The organism is Mucilaginibacter gracilis (assembly GCF_003633615.1).
Lineage (GTDB): Bacteria > Bacteroidota > Bacteroidia > Sphingobacteriales > Sphingobacteriaceae > Mucilaginibacter > Mucilaginibacter gracilis.
This window is the reverse complement of the sequence record NZ_RBKU01000001.1, coordinates 5,775,237-5,800,299: the sequence shown is the minus strand read 5'-3', so window position 1 is coordinate 5,800,299 and position 25,063 is coordinate 5,775,237. Positions and strand designations below refer to the sequence as shown.

25 protein-coding genes are annotated in these 25,063 nt (G+C 42.4%); 10 read left to right on the top strand and 15 right to left on the bottom strand.

The window, feature by feature from the left end; genetic code table 11:
• The first annotated feature begins 2 nt into the window (after positions 1-2).
• From BDD43_RS25805 to hemJ, 5 genes are all read left to right on the top strand, one after another.
• Positions 3-872: a sensor histidine kinase gene (locus BDD43_RS25805; RefSeq protein ID WP_121201083.1), complete on the top strand. Its 870-nt coding sequence runs from the start codon at positions 3-5 to the stop codon at positions 870-872.
• Positions 873-898: 26 nt separating this feature from the next.
• A complete protein-coding gene (locus BDD43_RS25800) occupies positions 899-1,603 on the top strand; it encodes a response regulator transcription factor (RefSeq protein ID WP_121201082.1) in 705 nt (234 codons plus the stop codon).
• Positions 1,604-2,134: a tetratricopeptide repeat protein gene (locus BDD43_RS25795; protein ID WP_121201080.1), complete on the top strand. Its 531-nt coding sequence runs from the start codon at positions 1,604-1,606 to the stop codon at positions 2,132-2,134. It begins immediately after the preceding gene.
• Positions 2,135-2,155: 21 nt separating this feature from the next.
• Positions 2,156-3,190 (top strand): uroporphyrinogen decarboxylase, encoded by a 1,035-nt coding sequence (gene hemE / locus BDD43_RS25790; RefSeq protein ID WP_121201078.1) that lies wholly within the window; start codon positions 2,156-2,158, stop codon positions 3,188-3,190.
• A gap of 143 nt (positions 3,191-3,333) precedes the next feature.
• Positions 3,334-3,867 (top strand): protoporphyrinogen oxidase HemJ, encoded by a 534-nt coding sequence (gene hemJ / locus BDD43_RS25785; protein WP_121201076.1) that lies wholly within the window; start codon positions 3,334-3,336, stop codon positions 3,865-3,867.
• A 2-nt stretch (positions 3,868-3,869) separates the two neighbouring features.
• Here the strand turns inward: hemJ and BDD43_RS25780 are convergent, their stop codons facing one another.
• Positions 3,870-4,676, bottom strand: a complete 807-nt coding sequence (locus BDD43_RS25780) for a hypothetical protein (RefSeq protein WP_147425740.1) — start codon at positions 4,674-4,676, stop codon at positions 3,870-3,872.
• A 170-nt stretch (positions 4,677-4,846) separates the two neighbouring features.
• On the opposite strand from BDD43_RS25780, the gene BDD43_RS25775 reads away from it, so the two are divergent.
• The 4 genes from BDD43_RS25775 to BDD43_RS25760 all read left to right on the top strand — a co-directional run bounded on the left by BDD43_RS25775 (position 4,847) and on the right by BDD43_RS25760 (position 8,140).
• On the top strand, positions 4,847-5,416 hold the full coding sequence (locus BDD43_RS25775) for an RNA polymerase sigma factor (protein ID WP_121202128.1): 570 nt from the start codon (positions 4,847-4,849) through the stop codon (positions 5,414-5,416).
• Entirely contained in the window at positions 5,400-6,200 is an 801-nt protein-coding gene (locus BDD43_RS25770) for a hypothetical protein (protein ID WP_121201072.1), read from the top strand. The genes BDD43_RS25775 and BDD43_RS25770 overlap by 17 nt, the downstream gene beginning before the upstream one ends.
• 28 nt (positions 6,201-6,228) lie before the next feature.
• Complete coding sequence (locus BDD43_RS25765) at positions 6,229-7,056, top strand: PorT family protein (RefSeq protein ID WP_121201070.1); 828 nt, start codon at positions 6,229-6,231, stop codon at positions 7,054-7,056.
• Positions 7,057-7,126: 70 nt separating this feature from the next.
• A complete protein-coding gene (locus BDD43_RS25760) occupies positions 7,127-8,140 on the top strand; it encodes an ABC transporter ATP-binding protein (protein ID WP_121201068.1) in 1,014 nt (337 codons plus the stop codon).
• 83 nt (positions 8,141-8,223) lie between these two features.
• On the opposite strand, the gene ilvA is transcribed toward BDD43_RS25760, so the two are convergent.
• The 14 genes from ilvA to atpD all read right to left on the bottom strand — a co-directional run bounded on the left by ilvA (position 8,224) and on the right by atpD (position 23,497).
• A complete protein-coding gene (gene ilvA, locus BDD43_RS25755; protein ID WP_121201066.1) occupies positions 8,224-9,474 on the bottom strand; it encodes a threonine ammonia-lyase IlvA in 1,251 nt (416 codons plus the stop codon).
• 1 nt (position 9,475) lies between these two features.
• Complete coding sequence (locus BDD43_RS25750; RefSeq protein WP_121201064.1) at positions 9,476-10,645, bottom strand: 2-isopropylmalate synthase; 1,170 nt, start codon at positions 10,643-10,645, stop codon at positions 9,476-9,478.
• A 183-nt stretch (positions 10,646-10,828) separates the two neighbouring features.
• Positions 10,829-11,584, bottom strand: coding sequence for a class I SAM-dependent methyltransferase (locus tag BDD43_RS25745; protein ID WP_121201062.1), 756 nt, complete (start codon positions 11,582-11,584; stop codon positions 10,829-10,831).
• A 91-nt stretch (positions 11,585-11,675) separates the two neighbouring features.
• Positions 11,676-12,764: a 3-isopropylmalate dehydrogenase gene (leuB, locus tag BDD43_RS25740; RefSeq protein WP_121202127.1), complete on the bottom strand. Its 1,089-nt coding sequence runs from the start codon at positions 12,762-12,764 to the stop codon at positions 11,676-11,678.
• Between the two features lie 84 nt (positions 12,765-12,848).
• The gene (leuD, locus tag BDD43_RS25735; protein WP_121201059.1) at positions 12,849-13,445 is read right to left on the bottom strand and encodes a 3-isopropylmalate dehydratase small subunit; all 597 of its coding nucleotides are present in this window, start codon (positions 13,443-13,445) and stop codon (positions 12,849-12,851) included.
• Between the two features lie 116 nt (positions 13,446-13,561).
• Positions 13,562-13,939: a GxxExxY protein gene (locus BDD43_RS25730; protein ID WP_121201057.1), complete on the bottom strand. Its 378-nt coding sequence runs from the start codon at positions 13,937-13,939 to the stop codon at positions 13,562-13,564.
• Positions 13,940-14,081: 142 nt separating this feature from the next.
• The gene (leuC, locus tag BDD43_RS25725) at positions 14,082-15,503 is read right to left on the bottom strand and encodes a 3-isopropylmalate dehydratase large subunit (protein ID WP_121201056.1); all 1,422 of its coding nucleotides are present in this window, start codon (positions 15,501-15,503) and stop codon (positions 14,082-14,084) included.
• Between the two features lie 105 nt (positions 15,504-15,608).
• The gene (ilvC, locus tag BDD43_RS25720; RefSeq protein ID WP_121201054.1) at positions 15,609-16,667 is read right to left on the bottom strand and encodes a ketol-acid reductoisomerase; all 1,059 of its coding nucleotides are present in this window, start codon (positions 16,665-16,667) and stop codon (positions 15,609-15,611) included.
• Between the two features lie 180 nt (positions 16,668-16,847).
• Positions 16,848-17,453: an acetolactate synthase small subunit gene (ilvN, locus tag BDD43_RS25715; RefSeq protein WP_121201052.1), complete on the bottom strand. Its 606-nt coding sequence runs from the start codon at positions 17,451-17,453 to the stop codon at positions 16,848-16,850.
• Between the two features lie 45 nt (positions 17,454-17,498).
• Positions 17,499-19,235 (bottom strand): biosynthetic-type acetolactate synthase large subunit, encoded by a 1,737-nt coding sequence (gene ilvB, locus BDD43_RS25710; RefSeq protein WP_121201050.1) that lies wholly within the window; start codon positions 19,233-19,235, stop codon positions 17,499-17,501.
• 118 nt (positions 19,236-19,353) lie between these two features.
• Positions 19,354-21,066 carry a dihydroxy-acid dehydratase gene (ilvD, locus tag BDD43_RS25705; protein WP_121201048.1) on the bottom strand — a complete coding sequence of 571 codons (1,713 nt, stop codon included), beginning with the start codon at positions 21,064-21,066 and terminating at the stop codon, positions 19,354-19,356.
• A gap of 85 nt (positions 21,067-21,151) precedes the next feature.
• On the bottom strand, positions 21,152-21,298 hold the full coding sequence (locus BDD43_RS30265) for a hypothetical protein (protein WP_162847167.1): 147 nt from the start codon (positions 21,296-21,298) through the stop codon (positions 21,152-21,154).
• Between the two features lie 333 nt (positions 21,299-21,631).
• Positions 21,632-21,880 (bottom strand): ATP synthase F1 subunit epsilon, encoded by a 249-nt coding sequence (atpC, locus tag BDD43_RS25700; RefSeq protein ID WP_121201047.1) that lies wholly within the window; start codon positions 21,878-21,880, stop codon positions 21,632-21,634.
• 111 nt (positions 21,881-21,991) lie between these two features.
• Positions 21,992-23,497 (bottom strand): F0F1 ATP synthase subunit beta, encoded by a 1,506-nt coding sequence (atpD, locus tag BDD43_RS25695; RefSeq protein WP_121201045.1) that lies wholly within the window; start codon positions 23,495-23,497, stop codon positions 21,992-21,994.
• A gap of 339 nt (positions 23,498-23,836) precedes the next feature.
• Here atpD and BDD43_RS25685 point away from each other — a divergent pair, with 339 nt between their 5' ends.
• Positions 23,837-25,057: an OmpP1/FadL family transporter gene (locus BDD43_RS25685; RefSeq protein WP_121201041.1), complete on the top strand. Its 1,221-nt coding sequence runs from the start codon at positions 23,837-23,839 to the stop codon at positions 25,055-25,057.
• Positions 25,058-25,063 lie beyond the last annotated feature (6 nt).

Genomic DNA, 25,063 nt, shown 5'->3' with positions numbered 1-25,063 from the left:
TGATGAAAAAGCCATTTGTAATATTTTATTTTTTAATAATTTATGCCTGTGCCGAGCTGTTTTGGTGGGCCGTATTACTTGTGCGCGCACGCCCCGGCAAACTGGCCATGATATGTGGCGAGCTATCGGTTTTCCTTTTTATTTTACTGGTAGGTGCATATCACCTGCACAAAACCATTAACAAGGAGCGGCAGTTACATTTGCGCCAAAAAAACTTTTTGTTATCGGTTACGCACGAGCTAAAATCGCCTCTGGCATCAATAAAGTTGTTTTTGCAAACCATGCAAATGCGCGATTTGAATAAACAACAACGCATTAATTTTATTGAAAAATGCCTGCAGGATATTGAGCGCCTTGACGATTTGGTTGAAAACATGCTGCTGGCAACCAAAATTGATAGCGAAACTTATACCTTCCCTAAAGAAAAATTTAACCTTTCGTTACTGGTTGACGGCGTAGTTAACCGCCTGCAAATTAACAAGTGCGATTGTAACGAGCAAATTATTAATGCCGAAATTGAACCACAGGTTGAAATAACGGGCGATAAATTTACGCTTACATCGGTAGTAAATAACCTGATAGAAAATGCCGTAAAATACTCGGCACCGTGCGAAGTGGTAAACGTAAAACTGTTTCGTAAAAACAACGAGGTGCATTTAACCGTTGCCGATAACGGGATTGGTATAGCCGATTCGGAAAAGCTACATATATTTGATAAGTTTTACCGTGTAGGTAACGAGGATACCCGCAATACCAAGGGTACTGGTTTAGGCTTATTTATTGTAAAACAAGTGTTGGATAAACACGAAGCAAGTATAAACATCCGCGATAACCGACCTAAGGGAAGTGTGTTTGAAGTCGTTTTCGGGTAAAAAGTAAACCATATAAATAAAACACAATGCCGAATAAAAAAAGAATTTTACTGGCAGAAGACGAAGAGCATTTACTCGAAGCCATTAAGCTAAACCTCGAACTGGAAGGTTACAAGGTATCAACCGCCAACAATGGCAAAAAGGCACTCCAAAAATTTAAAGAAGAGCGCTTTAACCTGGTTATACTGGATGTAATGATGCCCGAGATTGATGGTTTTGTAGTGGCCGAAACTATCCGTTTAGAAAACTCGGAAGTGCCCATCATGTTTCTTACCGCTAAAAATACAACCGAAGACAAAGTTGCCGGCCTTAAAAAAGGTGCCGACGATTATTTAACCAAGCCATTTAACCTGGAAGAGTTAATACTGCGTGTAAACAACCTGATTAAACGTAGCCTTAAAGGCGATGACCTTAAAGAGTTTAACAGCTATAAAATTGGCAGTAAAACCATTCATTTTAACTCCTTTGAGTTGGTAAACGCCGATGGTTCTATCACTCCTTTAACCAAAAAGGAAACCATGCTGTTAAAGCTGCTTATAGAGCGCCGCAATGATGCCGTATCGCGCGAGCAGATATTAGAAACCGTTTGGAACTATGATGTTTACCCATCAACCCGTACCATTGATAATTTTATACTAACGTTTCGCAAGTATTTTGAGCCCGATCCTAAAAATCCGGTTTATTTCCACTCTATCCGCGGCGTAGGTTACAAATTTACCGATCAGCATTAAATGTTTACCAACCAGGCACGGCTACTAGTTACAGGCTTGTTTACCCTAGCCCTGGCTTTTTTTATTTACAAGTATAATTACCAACTGGCCGCAATATCGGGCATGTTTGTTTTTATACTGGTGTGGGGGTATTTTAGGGAAGGGCCAATAATTTTGGCGGCAAAGCATTATCATAATAATGATTACGAACGCGCCGAAGAGTTGTTGATGCAAATTTACAAACCGGAGTGGTTGAGCAGTAAACGGCGCGGTTTTTATGAGTTTATGCTGGGCGGTATATGCCTCAAAAAAAACAATTTTGATGCCGCCGAAAAGCATTACGAACTGGCAGCGCAGTTTCCGCTACGATCAGCTAACGACCACGTGGCCGCACTTGCCCATGTAGCCAATATTGGCCTGCGCCAAAAAAATTACGAAAAGGCCGAAACCTATTTAAAATTGGCAACCCGGCAGGAAGATAAAATTAGTGCCAAAATGAAAGATGTAATTGCCCGCCTTGAAAAAGAATTAAAAAACCAAAAGGCAAGTTAAACGGCCTTTTTTTTATGATATATGAAGGATTCGTTATTTATTAAAGCCGCATTTTGTGAAACAACCGAACGGCCACCCGTGTGGATGATGCGCCAGGCCGGCCGTTTTATGAAAGAGTACTGGGATATTAAAAACAAGTATTCGTTTTTAGAAATGTGCAAAACGCCAGAGCTTGCCGCCGATGTAACCATGTTACCCGTTAATTTGCTGGATATTGATGCCGCCATACTGTTTTCGGATATATTGGTAACTGGCGAGGCAATGGGTGGCGATTTAAGTTTTACGGCCAATGTTGGTCCGCGGTTTGCAAACCCCGTTCGCACCCAAAAAGATATTGATAACCTACAGGTTAACGTTGGCGATAAGCTACAATATGTTGCCGATGCCATTAAGGTTATACAACAACGCTTAAATAATAAAATACCATTAATAGGCTTTGCCGGGGCACCCTTTACGGTAATGAGCTATTTGGTTGAGGGTGGTTCGTCTAAAGATTTTAAGCTCACCAAACTTATGTTGCATAACGAGCCCGCAATGGCTCACCAATTGCTATCAAAAATAGCGCAGGTAACAGCCGATTACTTAAACCTGCAAATTGCAGCCGGCGTAAATGCCGTACAAATATTTGATAGCTGGGCGCAAGCCCTGGCGTGGGACGATTATAAAGAGTTTTCGCACCGTTACATTGTCGAGATCATCAGCAAACTAAACCGTAAGGATATTCCGGTAATATCGTTTTGTAAGGGTAGCTCGGTATTTGCTCCGCTAATGGCCGAAGCCAAACCCGATGTAATATCAATTGACTGGAATGTTGATTTGCTTGATATTAAAAAACGTTTACCGCAAGGCACAGCCGTACAAGGCAACCTCGACCCGCATATTTTGTATGCCGATAAAGCTGTGATAAAAGATCGCATTTATAAACTATTTGAGCGTATGCGTGGCGAACCCGGCTTTATATTCAACCTGGGCCATGGCATTATGCCCGATATTCCGTTTGATAACGTGAAGTATGCGGTGCAAATTATTAAGGAGTATAGCCCCCTAACCACCTGAAGGGGGAACGAATGAGGGAGAGGACATCGGCTCTGCTTTAGGGACTGGGGCGCAAACATAGGACATTAAATTCCCCCTTTAGGGGGCTATGGGGTAAACATAGGACATTAAAATTCCCCTTTTAGGGGGCTAGGGGGTTACGTATGTACTTATACATAAAAGCGATACACATCATATTTGTTGTATGTTGGATGGCGGGGCTGTTTTATATGGTTCGGCTGTTTATTTATCATACCGAGGCGCAGCAAAAGTCGGATATTGAGCGTGATATACTATCGGCTCAATTCCACATCATGGAGCGTAAGCTCATGAATATTATTACCACGCCCGCCATGTTTATCACCCTTGCGGCAGGCATCACCATGATGGTTTTAGATCCTGCTTTAATGGATGCACCCTGGTTAAAAATTAAATTGTGTTTTGTAGTGGGCCTCGTTGCCTATCATTTTATCTGCATCGAAAAAATGAAGCAGATGAAACGCGGCGTATTCACTTGGTCGTCCATTCAACTCCGGCTATGGAACGAGGTGGCAACGTTATTCCTTTTCGCTATTGTGTTTTTAGCTGTATTAAAAGATGGTGTTGGCTGGATATTTGGTGTGTTGGGATTGATCGTTTTCGCGATGATCCTGATGTCTGCGGTGAAGATTTATAAGTATTACAGGGTGAGGAAGTAACCTTAACTGGGTATAAAATCATCTCTATCAGCCAGAATTTTTAATCCCATCATATTATATACCTTTTTTAAAATTAAATTTGGCGGTATTTTTTCGCCCGATAAAAAAAGGTCTACCTCTTTTCTATTGCCAAATGCATAAATTAGGTCGTTTGGTTTAAGCTGAAAATCCTGCATTCTTAATTTAAGCGCCGTTAACATGTTAAACATAGGGAATTTAAATATCGCACTTTCATAACCTTTGATTAACGAAAGCAGTGTAGTTAATTCTTCGAACTCATTAGTACCTGGTTGCGCATTAAATATTGTAATAGCTCTATCTAAATTTTTTTCATATTCCTCTTTAGTTTGGTAAGGAAGGTCATTATTTATATGATCGGGAAATATAAATTCTTCGTGTTCTCCTTTTGGTACAATGGTTTTAGAAAAAGCAGGACTTTTTTCTGAAATATTTGGCGGTTTAACTGAGACAATAATAGTTTCAGAGGTAGTTATAAATTCTGTATCAGGATATTCAGCTATTAGTTTTTTCGTTTCGTTTTCGTAATAGACGATTTCTTCCTTCCTGGTACCAAAAAATATAATGTAAGCCGTTTTATGCCAAATGTTCACTTTGTATTTTATCACATAGTTACTTGCGCCCAATTGTCCGCTTATCATTATAGTGCCGTCAGGCGTGTCAGCATCCAGATGCCTTGGCCTGTCCCGGTACTTAGATTCCTTAAGCCACATCACAAAATAGGCGTATGCATCGGAGTTATCCTTAATGTAATCGGCTATTTTGCCTTTGGTAATTAACTCAATGGTCATATATATAGCTAAGTTATATATTTTATCCGTTAACACTACCGCGTAATATTTATTTCCCGCCGTACAAATACCCTTTAAACATGGTGTTTTCGCGTGGTATAAATAATTTGTAAAAAAATGTTAAAATCCATGCAACCATTTGCGCGGTTATTTCATCTTACCTTTAAATGATGTTTTTGGAACATAAATATACTATACACGAATTAATAGAGGGCTGCCGCAAGGGCCATCGAAAAATGCAGGAAATGCTTTATAAGCAGCTTGCATCAAAAATGCTTGCGGTTTGTATGCGCTACGCAACTGATAGGATGGAGGCCGAGGATATGTTGCAGAATGGGTTTGTAAAGGTTTTTAAAAAACTGGACGACTTTAGGGACGAGGGTTCGTTTGAAGGATGGGTTCGCCGGATAATGGTACACAGTTCGATAGAATACTACCGCAAGCATCATAAAATGATGCAGGTGGTGGATATAGAAACCCCCGGCGCCGAGCAGTCTGTTGACCCTGTAGCGGCATCAAACTTAGGCGTGCAAGATTTGCTGGCCATTATACAACAATTGCCGCCGGGATATAAAATGGTGTTTAACATGTATGCCATTGAAGGTTACTCGCATAAAGAAATAGGCGAAATAATGAATATAACAGAGGGTGCCTCAAAGTCGCAGCTATCGAGGGCCAGAACAATATTAAAAGAACAAATAGCAAAAATGGAGGGAAAGCGGTATGAAAGTGTCGGATAAGGATTTTGACCAGTTATTTAGCTCAAAACTGGCCAATATGGAAATGGAGCCATCGGCACATGTTTGGAACAACATAGCCGATGAGTTAGACGGTAAAAAGAAAGATAAAGGCGGCATAGGGTTTATGCAGATAGCTGCCGCTGTAGTTATTATTATGGGTATCAGCTTGTTTTTTATCAGGCCCAAAAATGATAAAATACAACTTGGTGCTTCGGTAGAAAGTGTTAAACCTAAAGAAAACCAAAGCAGCCCTGCAATTGAAGCAGTGCAACCACAAATTACCGGTACCCAAACATACGATGTAGCCGAAGTAGTTAAGCCAAAAATAAAACAGCAAGTGGCAAGGGCCAGCGTTGGCCAAACAGAAGAGCAACCGGTTTATAATGCAGGTGATACCGCAAAAAGCGCAACAACAGCCTACATTGCAGCTGTAAACGAAAAGCCACCTGTTAGCAATAGTGGCCAAAACATACAAACGCCCAATGTTGTAAAAGGTAATTTTACCCCGGCTAGTAGCGTTGAGCCTGTTAAAACCAATACCCCCGCTACAACTACACCGGTTTTGGCAGCTTTAAATAACCCGGTAAATAACACTGCCCCAAAAGCTGACGGAACGATTAAAAAACATAGAATACACAGCCTGGGCGATTTGTTAAATGTTGTGATAGCCAAAGTTGATAAGCGCCAGGATAAACTGGTAGAGTTTACCAACAACAGCGACGATGATAGCTTTAACGTAACCGGGGTAAACATAGGTGTGATAAGAGCCAAAAGAGAAAACTAATTCAATCTAAAACTTTAAATAATATAATATGAAACGTTTAATAATTACCGCAATATTTTGCGGAATAATGGGAAGCTTATGCGCCCAACAAATAAAAGCCGATTCTGTTATCAGAGATACAACCAGGGCAAAAAAACACTTCAGAGTGCGTATAGGATCGGGAAGCGATACAAGCGGAGTAAACAATCGCTTTAATAAATTAAGTAAAAAAATTGCCGACAGAAAATCAAAACCCGGCTTTACTTTTGGCTTAACCTTTACCAATTTTCACCTTGGTTTTGCAACCTTGCTTGATAATGGCAGCTTTACCTTATCGCAAAAAAACGATTTTTTAGATTACCGCCAAATTAAAACAAGCAATGTTGGTTTTGATGTAATTAAATTTGGTTATCGTTTTAACGATCGTTTTAAAGTTACTTTAGACGGTGGTTTTGATTGGACGCTCATCCGTTTAAAGAAAAACATTAGCATTGTGCCCGATGCGCCAACCCTAACTTACCGTGCGGATGATATTGCTTATAGCAAAAACCGCCTCTCGTCAAATTACTTTGTAATGCCTTTAACGTTTGACATACGAAGCAAAGAGTACGAAAACGGTAAAAGGTTCCACTTTATGTTTGGCCCCGAAGCCGGTTTCCTGATTGATGGTATGCAAAAACAAATTAGCGACGAACATGGCAAAACCAAAAACTTTAACGATTTCCATTTCACCCGCTTTGAGTACAGTGGCTTCATTAGGTTGCTTTACGGATCGGACGGTATATATGTTAAGTATAACTTTAACGATATGTTTGAAAACAGTCCCGATCAAAAAGGATTAAAAACCTTATCTGTGGGTTTGGTGCTGGGCTTCTAAACCCGTCTATATATAAACGAGTATCCCCGGCATAGTCCGGGGTTTTTTGTTTTGTTGTATATTTGCCTGCATGGATAAAGGGAGCTTTTTGCAAGCAATATCAGTTACAAAAAATTATTCGGAAGACCGCTCGTCGGGTGTAAACAACGTAATACTTTCTTTTAAACCCGGTAAAATAACGGCCATTGTTGGCGAAAGCGGTAGTGGCAAAAGTACCTTGCTTAAATTGCTGTACGGCTTGCTTGACCCTGACGAAGGGCAGGTGCTTTTTAAAGGCGAACAGATACTTGGCCCCGTTGAAAAGCTGATACCCGGCCACGACAAAATGAAGATGGTAACCCAGCATACCGACGACCTGAATTTGTTTGCCACGGCCTGGGAAAACGTATCGGCCCTGCTATCAAACATTAATTTGGAGTATAAGCGCAGCGCCACCGAAACCGCCCTTAAACAATTACGCATTTTTGAATTGAAAGACCAGCGCGTTGCACACATGAGCGGTGGCGAAAAGCAACGCGTTGCTATTGCCCGCGCTTTAATTAGCAAGCCCGAAATATTGTTTTTAGATGAACCTTTTAACCAGGTTGATGCATCGTTTAGGGAGGGATTGCAGCAAACCATAAGGCAGATAGTGAAAGATACCGGCCTAACGGTTATCATGGTATCGCATGACCCGGCCGAGGTATTATCAATGGCCGACGAACTTATTGTTTTAAAGGATGGCGAAACGGTTGAACATGGCACCCCGGCGCAAATGTACGCCCGGCCCAAAATGCTGTATACTGCGCAACTGTTATCGCACTGTTCGGTGCTAAACAAAGATGAAGCACTGGTATGCGGCATAACTGCAACCCGCCGCAACGTAGCCATTACTCCCGAAAACGTAGAGATAGATGTAACAAACCTTGGGAAAAGAAAATGGAAAGTTACGCAGGTTTTATTTAAAGGCTTTTACGAAGAGATATTGATTGAGAAAGATGGTACCCGTTTACGCGCCCTCAATATACAACGCGGCAAATACCGAGAAGGCAGCATGATTGATATTAAAATTTTAAAATATTTTGAATACGGCCAGTGGGAGTAAAAACTATGCGCCGGTAGGGGGGCGTGCAATAAAATATTCTCCCTACCGCCGCGACAGCAATAGGGAGACGGAGTTTAAAAAGTTTACACCAAATACTCAAACAGGGTTTGATCTCTGTTAAGCTCTTTAACCTCAAAACGGAACTCCTGCATCCTATCCATCAGCGCGCCATAGTCGTCGGCAGATTTTAGTTCGATGCCAATTAAAGCGGGGCCGCTTTCGCGGTTAGTTTTTTTGATGAATTCAAAACGGGTAATATCATCATGAGGGCCCAAAACATTGTTTACAAACAATTTTAAAGCACCCGGTCTTTGCGGAAAACGGATGATGAAATAGTGTTTTAAACCTTCGTACAGCAGCGAGCGCTCCTTTATCTCCTGCATACGTTCAATATCGTTGTTGCCGCCGCTTATAATGCAAACAACTTTTTTGCCTTTTATTTGGTCTTTAACCAAATCCAATGAGGCTACAGCAAGGGCACCTGCGGGCTCAACTACTATGGCATCTTCGTTATAAAGCTTTAGTATGGTTGTGCAAACTTTTCCTTCGGGTACCAGCAGCATTTGGTTTAACACTTCCTGGCAAAGCTTGTAGGTTAATGTGCCTACGCGTTTTACGGCTGCCCCATCAACAAAACGGTTTATTTGTGGCAGTGTAACAGGCTCATGCGCTTCCAGAGCCTTAAACATTGATGGCGCGCCCTCCGGCTCAACGCCAATTAATAAAACTCCGGGTTTTTCATCCTTTAAATAGCTGCCGGTTCCGGCAGCAAGGCCACCACCGCCAACGGGCATAATTACGGCCTCAACACCGGGTAAATCCTGTAGTATTTCAACACCAACAGTGCCCTGGCCTTCAATAACGCTGTAGTTATCAAAAGGCGGTATAAAAGTCATGTTGTTGGCTTTGGTATAAGCTAAGGCTTCGGCAAGGCAATCATCAAAAGTATCGCCCACCAAAACTATTTTTACCTTGCCTGCACCAAACATTTCGGTTTGTTTAACCTTTTGGTTAGGCGTAATTTCGGGCATAAAAATTACACCCAAAGTACCCAAATTACTGCACGAAAAAGCAACTCCCTGGGCATGGTTACCAGCACTGGCGCAAACAACGCCACGGTTTAACTGGTCCTGGTTTAATTGCGATATCATGTTATAAGCACCCCGCAATTTGTATGATCGTACAATTTGCAAATCTTCGCGCTTTAAATAAACCTCGCATCCGTATTTTTCCGACAGGCCACTATTAAATTCCAGCGGGGTACGTTTCACTATCCGTTTTAAACGCTCATAAGCAGCGTTAAAATCCAGTGTTATTTGTGTGGGTGCTTCCATATTAATCTTGCTTAACTAAACGGTGGGCAACCAGTTTTAACAAGTCCTCATCGGTAATATCAAGTTTGCTATCGGCAAGGGTTAAAAATGTTTTATAGGTTTGGTCAAGCTCGCCTTTATCTAAATGGTGGCCCAAACGGCTCAAATGGAATTTTAAGGCGTGCCTGCCGCTGCGTGCAGTTAAAATAATGCTGGCATTAGGGAAACCCACATCATCTGGCGAAATAATCTCGTAGTTTTCGCGGTGCTTTAAAAAACCATCCTGGTGAATGCCCGAGCTATGTGCAAAGGCATTGCTGCCTACAATGGCCTTGTTGGGTTGCACAGGCATCCGCATCATGGTGCTTACCATATTGCTTAACTCGTAAAAATGTTTGGTGTTAATGGTGCTGTTTAAGCCCAGGCTGTGGTGTGTTTTTAATATCATCACCACTTCTTCCATTGATGTATTGCCTGCGCGTTCGCCAATACCATTTATGGTACATTCAATTTGGCGTGCGCCATTTTGCACACCGGCTATTGAGTTTGCGGTAGCCAAACCCAAATCGTTATGGCAATGTACAGATATAATGGCCTTATCAATATTTTTTACGTTTTCTTTAAGGTATTTGATCTTCGATCCGTACTGATCGGGCAGGCAATAGCCATTGGTATCGGGTATGTTAACCACCGTGGCACCTGCCGCAATAACCGATTCTACCATCAAAGCTAAATATTCCACATCGGCACGGCCCGCATCTTCGGCGTAAAACTCAATATCTTCAACAAATTTTTTGGCGTACTTTACAGCATCAACGGCGCGCTCTAAAATTTCTTCGCGGGTACTGTTAAATTTGTATTTGATGTGCATATCCGATGCGCCAATGCCCGTATGTATACGTGGCGTTTTGGCATATTTTAAAGCTTCAACGGCAACATCAATATCGCCTTTGTTGGCACGTGTTAGGGCGCAAATGGTTGGGTTTTTTACCGCCTTTGAAATTTCAACCACACTCAAAAAGTCGCCCGGACTGGATACCGGGAACCCTGCTTCAATAATGTCTACACCTAGCGATTCCAGTTCCTTAGCAATTTCAACTTTTTCAGGGGTTGTTAATTGGCAACCGGGCACTTGCTCGCCATCGCGCAACGTCGTGTCGAAAATATAGATATGGTTCGGATCGTGTAACATCGTTTTTTTTTGATTTGGGATGTATGGTTTAAAACTTTCGTTCGTAGCCCTGCATCGGTTATTGTTTAATTTTATTTTTATTGTGTTTGAAATTTCTGGACCAGAATTACACGAATTAAAGAATTAACAGAATTTTGAAAATCAAATGAGTCAATTCTTTAATTCGTGTAATTCCGGTTCAGATTACTCTTTCACCGCTATAAATCTCAGTCTTTTATAATCGGCATACCATTGCCCATCTTCGTTATAAGCGGGCCGCAGTATTTCGGTTATCTCTTTCAGCAATATTTGCACTTCATCTGCGGGTACGCCTTCAAAAAATTGCGAGCCAAACATGGTTATCCACTTTGCAACGCCCAGGTCGCCATCCTGCAAAGGTGTCTTCCTGTCAAAGTGAACAGCGAAGGTTACCCTGAAACCGTGGTTTTCCAGTTCGTGCGTAAATTCGCCTAAGCCGGGGAAGCGCCATACCTGCACCTTGGTTTGCTCGTGGTAACCGTGTTTTGCTAAAACCTGCTTGGTAGCAGCTATAAGCAAACCAACGTTACCTTTGCCGCCCATTTCGGCAACAAAACGGCCACGGGGTTTAAGGCTATCGTAAACAGATTTCATCATGCCGTCATGATCTTTCACCCAATGCAGTGCTGCGTTGCTAAATACGGCGTCAAATTTTTGGTCGAAGCTAAAATTACCTGCATCGGCAACAGCAAACTCAACATCGGGGTAAGTAGCTTTAGCTTTCGCGATCATATCCGGAGATAAATCGGTACCAACAACATCGGCCCCCAGGTTTTTAATTTGCTGTGCCAGATAACCTGTACCGCAACCCAGATCAAGAATGCGCTCACCAGCTTTTACATCCAGTAGTTCCAATACATTTTCTCCAAATTGGAATACAAATGCATGTTTGTCGTCGTATAATTCAGCGTTCCATTTCATATATTTGAGTATTTAGTATCATGTATCAAGTAGTTAGTATCTTGCAAGCTTTCAGATTTCCGTCTTGATACATGATACTAACTACTTGATACTAATTCAACACGGTTTCTTTTAAATATTGTAAAACCTTTTGGCCCATTTGTTTGGTGCCTAATATTTTTGCAGGGTCGGTATGCGCGTCGGCAATGTCGCCGGTGCGGTAGCCTGCTTTTAATGTTTTGTCTATAGCATCGGTAATGCGTTTTGCTTCTTCGGTTAAGCCAAAGCTTATCTCGAGCATTAACGCTACCGATAGGATGGAGGCCAGCGGGTTAGCCTTGTTTTGGCCGGCAATATCATGCGCCGAACCATGTATAGGTTCAAAAAAGCCCGTTCCATCACCAATTGAGGCCGAGGCCAACATTCCCATCGAACCGGCTATTTGCGATGCCTCGTCGGTTAAAATATCACCAAAAAGGTTGGCAGTTAATACCACATCAAACTTTTTAGGGTTTTTAACCAGTTGCATGGCGGCATTATCAATAAACATGTGTTCGGTTTCAACTTCCGGGTAACGTTTGGCTACCTCTTGTACCACCTCGCGCCAAAGGCGTGAAGTTTCTAACACGTTAGCCTTATCTACCGAGCATAGGCGCTTGCTGCGTAGCATGGCGGCTTCGTAAGCTTTAACGGCAATGCGTTCAACCTCGTAACGGTGGTATATCATCAAATCCGACCCGGTATTTCCATCTTCCGACCGTTTTTTCTCGCCAAAGTAAACATCGCCCGTTAACTCGCGGAAAAATAAAATATCCGTTCCCTTCAGTATCTCAGGCTTTAAGCTCGATGCGTCCAGCAGTTCATCAAACAACATAATAGGGCGTAAATTTGCGTAAAGCCCCAGTTCCTTGCGTATTTTTAGCAAACCCTGCTCGGGCCTAACCTTTGCCGATGGGTCGTTATCATACTTAATGTGGCCTATAGCGCCAAACAGTATGGCATCGCTGGCTTTAGCTTTGGCCAAAGTATCATCGGGCAGCGGGCTGCCGGTTACCTCGATAGCCGCGTGGCCCATTAATGCACCATCAAACGTAAATTCGTGTCCGTATTCTTCGGCAATATTTTCCAGTACGGCCTTACCCCAGGTTGTAACCTCCGGCCCAATGCCGTCGCCCGGTATAACTAATATGTGTTTTTTTATTCCCATACCCCCAAGCCCCCTAAAGGGGGATTTTTTAAAGTTTATAATATTTTATATATCAAGCCTGCCCTATTTGTTCCCCCTTCAGGGGGCTAGGGGGCTTTCGTATTCCTCTATCAGCGCCTTTTTACTCAAAATATAATCAATATCATCATAGCCGTTTATTAAACAGGCTTTTTTGTACGGGTTAATTTCAAATGTTTCCTGCTCGCCGGTTTTGCTTATTTTGATGATTTGTTTTTCCAGATCAACCTCAATTTCGGTAGTATGGTCTTGTTCAATAGCCGTAAAAATGGTTTTTAAAAAAGCATCGCTCACCTGTATGGGCAGCAAGCCATTGTTTAAAGCATTGCCTTTAAAAATATCGGCAAAAAAGCTGCTTACTACCACATCAAAACCGTAATCGGCCAGTGCCCAGGCTGCATGTTCCCTGCTGCTTCCGCAACCAAAGTTTTTACCTGCCACCAATATTTTACCCGAATAAAGCGGGTTGTTTAAAATGAAATCGGTTTTAGGATTATCATTTTCATCAAAACGCCAATCGCGAAAAAGGTTATTACCAAAGCCCTCACGCGTAGTAGCCTTTAAAAAACGCGCCGGAATAATCTGGTCGGTATCAATATTCTCGATATGCACCGGAACCACGGTAGATTGTAAGTGTTTAAATATTTTAGTCGCCATTGTGTGATCAGAATTTACAATCGTCTGAACCGGAATTGCACGAATTAAAGAATTAGCCGAATTAACTCTTTTGATTTTCAAAATTCTATTAATTCTTTAATTCGCGTAATTCCGGCTCAGAGTCTATACTTTTTATTTATCAATCTTTTAAATTGAAGGCTTCGGCCTCCAAAGTTTATTAATAAGCCAACTTGCATGTTATAGGCTTCCAAATAATTAATGGCCTGTGCTAAATGCACATCTTGCAATTCTATTATTGCTTTTAGTTCTACCATTATTTCACCTTCTACAAAAAAATCAACCCGCCTTGCGCCTATTTGCTGTTCTCTGTAAAAAATGGGCATCTCCATTTCCCTGCTAAATTGCAAACACTCAATGCCCATTTCAATTTCTAAAGCCCGCTGGTATATAACCTCCTGAAACCCGTTACCTAACGTACTATGCACCCGCATTGAGCAACCTATTATTTTGCCTGTGCAATCGTTAAACTCCATTTATTTGAATTATTTGATTGAACGGGAATTCGAACCAGAATTTGTCTGAACCAGAATTTTTGGAATTAAAGAATTTACTGAATTCAAATTGATAACAGACACACATAAATTATGTTAATTTCTTAATTCGTGTAATTCTGGTTCAGACAAATTCTGCAAATTCTGATTCCAGCATAGTCCGCACATCCGTTATTACCCCGGTTACCGCGGTAGCAGCAGCCGTTAGCGGGCTTGCTAAAAACGTGCGCGAGTTTGGCCCTTGCCGGCCTTCAAAGTTTCTGTTTGATGTTGAAACGCAATATTTGCCAGCCGGAATTTTATCTTCATTCATACCCAGGCAGGCGCTGCAGCCTGGTTCGCGTAAAGCAAAGCCAGCTTCAATAAATACCTTGTCCAAACCTTCGCGGATGGCTTGTTCCTGCACCTGTTTTGATCCGGGTACTATCCAGGCGGTTATGTTATCGGCCTTGTGTTTGCCTTTTACAAACTGGGCAACCTCGCGCAAGTCCTCAATGCGGGCGTTGGTGCAGCTACCAATAAAAACATAATCAACAGCTTTGCCCAAAATTGGAGCGTTATCATCAATACCCATGTAAGCCAAGGCTTTTTTGTAGGATGATTGCTCTTCGGCCTCAATGCTTTCGGTAGCAGGGGTGCTTTGTGTAATGCCAATTCCCATTCCCGGGTTTGTGCCGTAGGTAATCATCGGTTCAATGTCGGCGGCGTTAAAGGTTAAAACCTTATCAAATTGGGCGTCGGCATCGGTATATAAAGTTTTGTAATAAGCTAAGGCCTTATCCCAATCTTTACCTTTGGGTGCAAATTCGCGGCCTTTAACATATTCAAAAGTAGTTTCATCGGGAGCAATTAATCCGCCGCGCGCACCCATTTCTATGCTCATGTTACAGATGGTCATGCGGCCCTCCATACTTAACGAGCGGATGGTATCGCCTGCGTATTCAACAAAATAACCCGTACCGCCAGCGGCAGATATTTGGGCTATAATGTACAGTATAATATCTTTAGCAGTAACGCCCTTGTTTAATTGGCCGTTTACTTCAATTTTCATTCGTTTTGGGCGTTGCTGTAACAAGCATTGTGTAGCCATTACCTGCTCAACCTGGCTGGTGCCTATACCAAACGCAATGGCGCCAAATGCACCGTGTGTTGAGGTGTGGCTATCGCCGCAAACATAAGTACCGCCTGGGCGCGTTATGCCTAACTCGGGGCCAATAATATGCACAATTCCCTGGAAAGGATGGCCAAGCCCGTAAAGCTCAACACCAAACTCTGCACAGTTTTTGGTAAGCATATCAACCTGATAGCGTGAAAGTTCTTCTTTTATGGGTAAATGCTGATCTATAGTGGGAACATTATGATCGGCGGTGGCAACGGTTTGTTTTGGGCGGAAAACCGGCAGGCCTCTATCGCGCAAACCATCAAAAGCCTGCGGACTGGTTACTTCGTGTATAAAATGTGTGTCGATATACAGCACATCAGGAAACCCCTCGTTACTGCTGACGACGTGTGCATCCCAAATTTTATCAAATAATGTTTTTCCCATTTGTATTAGTATCAAGTAGTTAGTATCAAGTATCAAGTAGTTGGTATTTTGTAGTTAGATACTTGTCTTGCTACTTGATACCCGCTACTTGATACTATCTTAAAATTATGCTTCTACCGGTTGGTTTTCGGGGCGTAAGCTGCGTACAGTTTTGCCGGCTTGCCAAAGTTCGCTATCGCGTAGTTCTGCTAATTCAGCATCAAGTTTTACGCGGTAATCTGGCTGGCTGTTCAAGTCAATAGAGCGTTGAGATTCTTTGCCTGTAGCAACACTTTCGTATAATTCTTCAAATACCGGTTTAGTAGCATCACGGAATTTTTTCCACCAATCTAACGCACCACGTTGTGCTGTAGTTGAGCAATTGGCGTACATCCAATCCATACCGTTTTCGGCAACTAATGGCATTAACGATTGTGTTAACTCTTCAACAGTTTCGTTAAATGCTTCAGACGGCGTGTGGCCTTTAGAACGCAATACATCGTACTGAGCAGCGAAAATACCCTGGATACAACCCATTAAAGTACCACGCTCGCCGGTTAAATCGCTATAAACTTCTTTTTTGAAGTTAGTTTCGAACAGGTAACCGCTACCAACTGCAATACCTAAAGCGATAACGCGATCAGACGCTTTACCAGTTGCATCCTGGAAGATGGCGTAGCTTGAATTTAAGCCACGGCCTTGTAAAAACATACGGCGCAACGAAGTACCCGATCCTTTTGGAGCAACCAAAAATACGTCAACATCAGCAGGAGGGATGATGCCGGTTTGCTCTTTAAAAGTGATACCAAAACCATGCGAAAAATATAATGCTTTACCAGGAGTTAAGTGTTTTTTAACTGTTGGCCAAAGTGCTATTTGAGCAGCATCGCTTAATAAGTAGCAAATAATGGTTCCTTTTTCTAATGCTTCTTCAATTTCAAAAAGTGTTTCGCCGGGTACAAAACCATCACGAACTGCTTTGTCCCATGATTTTGAATCTTTACGCTGACCAACAATTACGTTGATGCCATTGTCTTTTTGGTTAAGTGCCTGTCCGGGGCCTTGTACACCGTAACCGATAACTGCTACAGTTTCGTTTTTTAATACTTCCTGAGCTTTAGCTAACGGAAACTCTTCGCGGGTTACTACATTCTCATCAGTTCCGCCGAAATTTAATACTGCCATGATTTTTGTTGTTTAGATTTCACCGGTGGGTTTATGATTACACCGGTTTACTATTTGTTTGTTTTGTTTATTGTTAATTATGATTACACAAATTTTTTTGATGATTACACCAATGGGTTTTGATTCCATTGATGTTTTTTTCTTGCCTCCTGAGTCTTAATTCTCTACTCTGGTTCAACTCTACATCGTAAATACTTTCTCGCCTTTATTCAAATATTCGTTTTCGTAAACGTCTTCGCCCGGTTCCAAACGCTCAAACTCGCGCAGCTTACTGTTAAAGCCTTCGCTATCTTTAATAATAGCCACACGGGCGCTGCGCACAAATTCTATCAGGCCAAAAGGTTGAAGAATTTTTATTAATTGATCGGTTTCTTCGCGGTGGCCGGTTGTTTCAAACACGGTGTAGTCTTTGCGGATAACTACCGCGCGGGCACCGTTTTCGCGTAATAAACGCTCAACGCTAACCTTTTCGGCAATAATGTCGGTTGATACCTTGTATAGTGCCAGTTCTTGCCAAATCACATCGGCATTGGTATGGTAATACACTTTTAATACTTCAACCTGTTTTTCAATTTGGCGGCAAAGCTTGCGCACCACATCTTCCGATTCGGTTATCACGATGTTAAAACGATGGATACTCTCAATTTCTGATGGAGAAGTATTTAAACTATCGATATTTATTTTACGACGGGTGAAAATGATGGCTATACGGTTAAGTAAGCCTATCTGGTTTTCGGTGTAAACCGTTATGTTATATTCCTGTTTGTCTGTTAATTGCTCGCTCATGGCTGTTGCTGTGTTGTCTTGGTTCCTGATTCTAACTTCTTGATTCTACTTCAAACGTATTTCACTCACACTGCAACCTTGCGGCACCATCGGGAATACGTTGTTTTCTTTAGTAACCATCACCTCTAAAAGGAAAGAGCCTTTGTTGTTCAGCATTTCGGTTAATGCAGGTATCAATTGTTCGCGCTCGTCAATACGTTTACCGGCAATGCGGTAGGCTGCTGCAACGGCCACAAAATCGGGGCTTTGTATATCAACAAACGAGTACCTGCGTTCGTTAAATAACTCTTGCCATTGCCTAACCATACCTAAAAAGCGGTTATTTAAAATGATGATCTTCACGTCAACACCGCTTTGCATAATGGTGCCCAGTTCTTGTATCGTCATTTGCACGCCGCCATCGCCAATAATGGCAACAACTGTTTTGTCCTGTGCGCCAAACTTGGCACCAATAGCAGCAGGCAGGGCAAAACCCATTGTGCCTAAACCACCGCTGGTAATATTGCTGCGGGTATTGTTCAACTTGGCATAACGGCAGGCCACCATTTGGTGCTGGCCAACATCGGTAACAATAATGGCTTCGCCTTTTGTTATTTCGTTAAGTTGGTTTATCACTTCACCCATAGTCATCTCACCGCTTTCGGGGTTTAATTCCTTATGTATTACGGCTTCAACTTCTTTGCGGGTATAATCGTTAAATAAAGCCAACCATTCGGTATGTTGTTTGGCTTCAACCAATTTGGTTAAAAGGGGCAGGGTTTCTTTACAATCGCCCCAAACCGGAACGGTTGATTTTACATTTTTATCAATCTCGGCCGGGTCAATATCCAGGTGGATAACTTGTGCCTGCCGGGCATATTTATCTAAACGGCCGGTTACCCGGTCGTCAAAACGCATACCTATGGCAATTAATACATCGCACTCGTTAGTTAAAACGTTAGGGCCGTAATTGCCGTGCATACCCAACATGCCTACATTTAAAGGATGATCTGTTGGTATAGCACCTGCGCCTAAAATAGTCCATGCTGCCGGGATGCCGCTTTTTTCTACAAAGGTTTTAAACTCTTGCTCGGCACTGCCCAACAAAACACCTTGCCCAAAAAGGATGAAAGGTTTTTTAGCATTGTTAATTAATGCCGCAGCTTGCTCAATGTAGGTATGCCTTACAATTGGTTTTGGGCGATAGCTGCGGATATGGTTACATTTAACATACCCTTCAAAATCAAACTTTTGTATTTGGGCGTTTTTGGTAATGTCAATCAAAACCGGGCCCGGGCGTCCGCTTTTCGCGATGTAAAATGCTTTGGCAATTACTTCCGGAATTTCGTTGGCATCGGTTACCTGGTAGTTCCATTTGGTAACCGGGGTGGTAATGTTAATCACATCAGTTTCCTGGAAGGCATCGGTACCTAAAAGGTGGGCAAATACCTGCCCGGTGATGCATACTAAAGGCGTGCTGTCTATTTGCGCATCGGCCAAGCCTGTAATTAAATTGGTTGCGCCCGGCCCGCTGGTTGCAAAAACCACCCCAACCTTGCCAGATGAACGCGCATAACCCTGGCCGGCGTGTATACCGCCTTGCTCATGCCTAACCAGTATATGGTTAAGGCGGTCGTTATAATCGTACAAGGCATCATAAATAGGCATTATGGCACCACCCGGGTAGCCAAAAATAGTTTCGGTACCTTCGGCTATCAGTGCTTCCAATAAAGCTACCGAACCAGAAACGTTAACGGTTTCTTTTTTCTGCGGTTCAATTACTAATTCCTGTGTAAGTTCCATGTGGGCCCCCTCTAAATCTCCCCCGGCAGGGAAGACTTTTTGATTTAATATTGTTTAATTTTTGTTTTTTCTCAATTTCTCTGTTAATGCCTCGCCTATTCGTTCCCCCTTCAGGGGGTTAGGGGGCTTCGTCGGTAACACAACCTTCGGCGGCTGTGCTTACAGATTTTGCGTATTTGTATAACAATCCTTTGGTGACTCGGAGCTTTGGCTGAACCCAGGCCGCACGGCGTGCAGCAATTTCCTCGTCGCTTACCAATAAATTAATGCTGTTTGTAGTGGCATCAATAATAATTTTATCATCATCGTTAACCAGGCCCAACAAACCACCATCAAAACACTCGGGTGTGATGTGGCCTACCACAAAACCGTGTGTACCGCCCGAGAAACGGCCATCGGTAATTAAAGCTACCGAACTACCTAAACCCGCACCAAATATTGCCGACGTTGGTTTAAGCATTTCGGGCATGCCCGGTGCGCCTTTAGGGCCAACGTTTTTAATAACCACCACATCGCCGGCCTTAACTTTACCGCTTTGGATACCGGCTATCAGTTCAAATTCGCCATCAAATACGCGGGCTGGGCCTTCAAAGTGCGTGCCTTCTTTACCGCTTATTTTAGCAACACTGCCACCTTCGGCTAAGTTTCCGTACAATATTTGTAAGTGGCCGGTAGCTTTTACAGGAGCTTCAACAGGCCAAATAACTTTTTGAGTATTAAAATCAAATTCCGGAACTGATTCCAGGTTTTCGGCAATTGTTTTACCGGTAACGGTTAAGCAAGAACCATCTAGCCAGCCTTGTTTTAACAAGTATTTCATTACCGCCGGTACGCCACCTACTTTGTGCAGGTCTTCCATCATGTATTTACCACTTGGCTTCATATCTGCCAAAACCGGGATACGGTTACTTACCGACTGGAAATCGTCCTGGGTTAATTTAACATCAACACTTTTAGCCATCGCAATTAAGTGCAATACCGCATTGGTTGAGCCGCCCAAAACCATAATGGTAACAATGGCGTTTTCAAAGGCTTCGCGCGTCATAATGTCGCTCGGTTTAATATCCTTTTCCAATAATATTTTTATCGCTGCTCCGGCTGCAAGGCATTCGGCTTTTTTATCATCGCTTAAAGCGGGATTAGATGATGAGTAGGGCAAGCTCATGCCCAAAGCCTCAATAGCGGCGGCCATAGTATTGGCAGTATAAATACCACCGCAGGCACCGGCGCTTGGGCAAGCATTTTTTATAATTTCTTTAAAATCAAAGTCGCTTAACTGGCCGGCAATTTTTTTACCAAGTGCCTCAAATGCCGAAACTATATTGAGGTCTTCGCCCTGGTAATGGCCCGGTTTAATGGTGCCACCGTAAACCATAATTGAGGGGCGGTTTAACCTGCCCATTGCCATAATAGTGCCGGGCATGTTTTTATCGCAACCGGGCAGGGCAATAAGGCCGTCGTAATACTGTGCGCCGCAAACTGCCTCTATCGAATCGGCAATTACATCGCGGCTCACTAACGAGTAGCGCATACCTTCGGTACCGTTGCTCATGCCATCGCTTACGCCAATGGTGTTAAATATCAGGCCCACCATATCAACATCCCAAACGCCTTTTTTTACAATTGCAGCTAAATCGTTAAGGTGCATGTTGCAGGTGTTACCATCGTAACCCATGCTTGCAATACCTACCTGGGCCTTTTTTAAATCGTCTTCGGTTAAGCCAATGCCGTAAAGCATGGCCTGGGCGGCAGGCTGGGTAGGGTCTTGCGTTAGTATTTTGCTGTACTTGTTCAATTCTGTATCCTGAGTGTTATCTGCTGTCAAACTCATATATTATAGATGTATAAAATTTTTTGTTACAAAAAAAAGCCTTCTCTATTTTGGTGGGGAAGGCGTTTAGTTTATATTTTGTTTATTATTGGTTAAAACGCTTATCCCCTGTAGTTACTGCCAGTAGCACCAGCAAAATTTGAATACCCAGAATACCGGGCAGCACGCTGTTTACCACACTCAAAATATAAGTGCTTAAAATGCTGGTTTGTTGTATGGGTTTTTGGTGCATTAGTTGGTTGTAATTCTATATCTGTAAGTTAAATACTTACTTGTATTGCTGCAATAGGGAACGCAATATTTTTGAAATTAGTATATAATTTTGTTTTTGGTTTAATTTACGTATTTTATTCTGTAAAAACCGCTATATGAAAATTATAGATGGTATACTGTATACCAAAGTTAGTTTCGGTATACAGTATACCGAAAGTGTAATTGGTATAAAAACATAAAATTCTGCCTAAAATGGCTTGTGTGCTTGCAAAAATTGAAAATTTTGGGCCATAAAAAAGCCTCGCAACAGCCAGGTATTGTGAGGCTTTTTTAAAAGTATGTATGTGGTTTGTTACCTGTGGGTAATACCTTCGGCTAATACCATTACTTTGTTGTTCAGTACTTCAACAACGCCGCCTTTTATCAGGTAAATTTCTTCTTTACCGCCTGAGCGTACAATTAGCTTACCGTCGTCCAGAGTCGAGATGATAGGAGCGTGGTTATTCAATATTTCGAATGAGCCCATTGTGCCCGGTACGGTTACCGACTTAACTTCGCCTTCAAACACTTTTTTATCGGGAGTAAGTATTTCTAAATTCATTTGTTTTCGATGTGCAAATGTGCAGATGTGCAAATATGCAGATGAATTATTTATTTGTTAATTATATAAATGAGGGAATTTGCACATCTGCACATTCCCTCATTTGCATATTTAATTATTTGCTTCCGCTAATAATTTTTTACCTTTTTCAATAGCGTCTTCAATGGTACCTACAAGGTTAAATGCAGCTTCGGGGTACTCATCAACTTCGCCGTCCATTATCATGTTAAAGCCCTTAATGGTGTCTTTAATATCAACCAATACACCTTTTAAGCCTGTAAACTGCTCGGCCACGTGGAATGGTTGTGATAAGAAACGTTGTACACGGCGTGCACGGGTTACGGTTAATTTATCCTCTTCAGATAATTCGTCCATACCTAAAATGGCAATAATATCTTGCAGCTCTTTGTAGCGTTGTAAAATTTCTTTAACACGTTGAGCGGTATTGTAATGCTCGTCGCCTAAAATGGCAGCACTCAGGATGCGTGAAGTTGAATCCAGAGGGTCAACCGCAGGGTAAATACCTAACTCGGCAATTTTACGCGATAACGAAGTAGTGGCATCTAAGTGGGCAAATGTTGTTGCCGGTGCAGGGTCGGTTAAATCATCAGCGGGTACGTAAACCGCTTGTACCGATGTAATTGAACCGCGTTTGGTTGATGTGATACGCTCTTGCATCAAACCCATTTCGGTAGCCAGTGTTGGCTGGTAACCTACCGCCGACGGCATACGGCCTAATAACGCCGATACTTCGGCACCTGCCTGTGTAAACCTGAAGATGTTATCCACAAAGAAAAGGATATCTTTTCCTTGTCCTTCGCCGTCACCATCACGATAGTATTCGGCAACGGTTAAGCCCGATAAGGCAACACGTGCACGTGCACCAGGAGGCTCGTTCATTTGGCCGAAAACCAAAGTAGCTTTCGATTCTTTTAATTTTTCTTTATCAACAACTGTTAAATCCCAGCCGCCTTCTTCCATCGAGTGTTTGAAAGCATCGCCGTAGTTAATTACGTTCGATTCGATAAACTCGCGCAACAAGTCGTTTCCTTCGCGGGTACGCTCACCAACACCTGCAAATACCGATAAACCGGCATATGCCTTAGCAATGTTGTTTACCAGTTCCATAATTAATACGGTTTTACCTACACCGGCACCACCAAACAACCCAATTTTACCACCTTTTGCATAGGGCTCAATTAAGTCTATCACCTTAATACCTGTAAATAATACTTCGGTTTCGGTTGATAACTGGTCAAAACGCGGAGGTTTAGCGTGGATAGGGGCACCTGCTGTGTTATCTAACTTGTCAATACCATCAATAGCCTCGCCTACAACATTTAACAAACGACCTTTAATTTGATCGCCAACAGGCATTCTGATAGGCGATTTGGTATCTACTACGGGCATTCCGCGCAGTAATCCGTCTGTCGAATCCATCGCGATAGCCCGCACGCGGTCTTCGCCTAAATGTTGTTGAACCTCAAGAACAATTTTTTGTCCGTTGTCTTTTGTGATCTCTAATGCATCAAAAATACGTGGAAGTTCAGCATCGTCAGCAAAGCTTACGTCAACTACCGGACCAATGATTTGCGATATTTTTCCAATGTTTGGCATACTATTTTTTGGGTAATTCTTTTTTTATATTAATAATTCTTTGATAAACAAAGGCTATTTACGGGTTGCAAAAATACATTTTAATAACGATAATAAAAACCACGATTTAATATTTTATGCACATAATCTGATTTTTAACTTGTGGATAACTGTGTTTAGAGATTTTAAAAAAAAGCGGCCTTTTATTGCTTTTAATACAATGAATAATGGGTTTCGGCATTCTGAAATATAATAATGATTTTTTTTACTATGCTAACATAGCAAAAATGCTTTTAATGGTTATGTTTGCATAATAAAACCAATTTTCACCCTTGCAAAAGGGGATATAAACTAAAAATTATGAGAAGAATATTACTAATCGGGCTTACGCTATTGCCATTTCTAGGTATGGCGCAAGGTTTCCAGGTTAATTTGCTGGGTGAAAAGCAAATTGGCATGGGGCACACAGGGGCAGCGTTGCTGCAGGATGGTGCTTCTGTAGTCTTTAATCCGGGTGCAGTTGCCATGTTACCCCAAAATTATATACAAGGAGGTTTTAGTCCGCTGTTATTCCAATCAACTTTTTTAGCTGATGGTTCTTCGCAGCAGGTACACAACGCCAATAAAATAGCCACGCCATTTTCGGGTTACGCAGTTTGGGGCCCAAAACAGGCACCATGGAAACTAGGTATTGGTGTTTACACACCCTTTGGCGGTTTAACCGATTGGGGTAATACCTGGCAGGGCCGTTACGCATTAGAGAGCCTTAACTTAAATGCTATTTATATACAACCAACCCTTAGCGTTAAATTAGCCAGCTATTTAAGTATTGGAGCAGGTTTTGTTTACGATATTGGCAATGTTGATTTAACCAAAGCTATACCATTGGCTAGCGCCGGCGCAGCCGACGGGCAAGCCCGCCTAAAAGGCAGCGGCCACGGCTACGGCTGGAATGTGGGTGTATATGCCAAAACCGAGATAGGGATGACAGTTGGTTTAACCTACCGCTCGCAGGTTGATACCAAAATTACCGCCGGTAATACCACATTTACCGTTCCGGCAAGTTTAGCTTCCAGTTTCCCTAACGGCACTTTTGCTGCATCAATACCGTTACCATCAACCATGACATTGGGCCTGGGTTTTTATCCAACACCTAAATGGACTTTAGCCGTTGATATTAACTATGTTGATTGGAAACCATACACATCGTTAGATTTTACTTACAGCACAACCACATCGGCTTTACAAAACACCCGTTCGCCGCGCGATTACCGCGATGGTTTTGCCTTTAGAGGCGGTGCCGAGTACAAGGCAACTACCAAAACTGCTTTACGCTTTGGCGGAGGCTACGGCATAAGCCCCGTACAAGATGGTTATGTAACCCCCGAAGCACCCGATGCTAACCGTTACTATGTAACAGCTGGTTTAGGTTTAAAGGTTACAACAGGTTTAGACCTCGACATGTCTTTTGAGTACGAGCACGTAAACAGCCGCAACCAAACCAACATCGAATCACAATTGGCCGGTACCTTCCGTACCAATGTATTTATTCCGGGCCTTGGGCTTGTTTATCACTGGTAGTCTAAA

Coding starts and splice junctions, on each gene's coding strand:
- BDD43_RS30265 (WP_162847167.1), bottom strand. CDS start 21,298: ATGCACCAAAAACCCATACAACAAACCAGCATTTTAAGCACTTATATT.
- BDD43_RS25770 (WP_121201072.1), top strand. CDS start 5,400: ATGAAAGTGTCGGATAAGGATTTTGACCAGTTATTTAGCTCAAAACTG.
- BDD43_RS25800 (WP_121201082.1), top strand. CDS start 899: ATGCCGAATAAAAAAAGAATTTTACTGGCAGAAGACGAAGAGCATTTA.
- atpD (WP_121201045.1), bottom strand. CDS start 23,497: ATGCCAAACATTGGAAAAATATCGCAAATCATTGGTCCGGTAGTTGAC.
- BDD43_RS25730 (WP_121201057.1), bottom strand. CDS start 13,939: ATGGAGTTTAACGATTGCACAGGCAAAATAATAGGTTGCTCAATGCGG.
- BDD43_RS25765 (WP_121201070.1), top strand. CDS start 6,229: ATGAAACGTTTAATAATTACCGCAATATTTTGCGGAATAATGGGAAGC.
- BDD43_RS25745 (WP_121201062.1), bottom strand. CDS start 11,584: ATGAAATGGAACGCTGAATTATACGACGACAAACATGCATTTGTATTC.
- ilvC (WP_121201054.1), bottom strand. CDS start 16,667: ATGGCAGTATTAAATTTCGGCGGAACTGATGAGAATGTAGTAACCCGC.
- ilvD (WP_121201048.1), bottom strand. CDS start 21,066: ATGAGTTTGACAGCAGATAACACTCAGGATACAGAATTGAACAAGTAC.
- ilvN (WP_121201052.1), bottom strand. CDS start 17,453: ATGAGCGAGCAATTAACAGACAAACAGGAATATAACATAACGGTTTAC.
- BDD43_RS25780 (WP_147425740.1), bottom strand. CDS start 4,676: ATGACCATTGAGTTAATTACCAAAGGCAAAATAGCCGATTACATTAAG.
- leuD (WP_121201059.1), bottom strand. CDS start 13,445: ATGGCGACTAAAATATTTAAACACTTACAATCTACCGTGGTTCCGGTG.
- hemJ (WP_121201076.1), top strand. CDS start 3,334: ATGTACTTATACATAAAAGCGATACACATCATATTTGTTGTATGTTGG.
- BDD43_RS25775 (WP_121202128.1), top strand. CDS start 4,847: ATGTTTTTGGAACATAAATATACTATACACGAATTAATAGAGGGCTGC.
- leuC (WP_121201056.1), bottom strand. CDS start 15,503: ATGGGAAAAACATTATTTGATAAAATTTGGGATGCACACGTCGTCAGC.
- BDD43_RS25750 (WP_121201064.1), bottom strand. CDS start 10,645: ATGTTACACGATCCGAACCATATCTATATTTTCGACACGACGTTGCGC.
- atpC (WP_121201047.1), bottom strand. CDS start 21,880: ATGAATTTAGAAATACTTACTCCCGATAAAAAAGTGTTTGAAGGCGAA.
- hemE (WP_121201078.1), top strand. CDS start 2,156: ATGAAGGATTCGTTATTTATTAAAGCCGCATTTTGTGAAACAACCGAA.
- ilvA (WP_121201066.1), bottom strand. CDS start 9,474: ATGGAAGCACCCACACAAATAACACTGGATTTTAACGCTGCTTATGAG.
- BDD43_RS25795 (WP_121201080.1), top strand. CDS start 1,604: ATGTTTACCAACCAGGCACGGCTACTAGTTACAGGCTTGTTTACCCTA.
- ilvB (WP_121201050.1), bottom strand. CDS start 19,235: ATGGAACTTACACAGGAATTAGTAATTGAACCGCAGAAAAAAGAAACC.
- BDD43_RS25685 (WP_121201041.1), top strand. CDS start 23,837: ATGAGAAGAATATTACTAATCGGGCTTACGCTATTGCCATTTCTAGGT.
- BDD43_RS25805 (WP_121201083.1), top strand. CDS start 3: ATGAAAAAGCCATTTGTAATATTTTATTTTTTAATAATTTATGCCTGT.
- BDD43_RS25760 (WP_121201068.1), top strand. CDS start 7,127: ATGGATAAAGGGAGCTTTTTGCAAGCAATATCAGTTACAAAAAATTAT.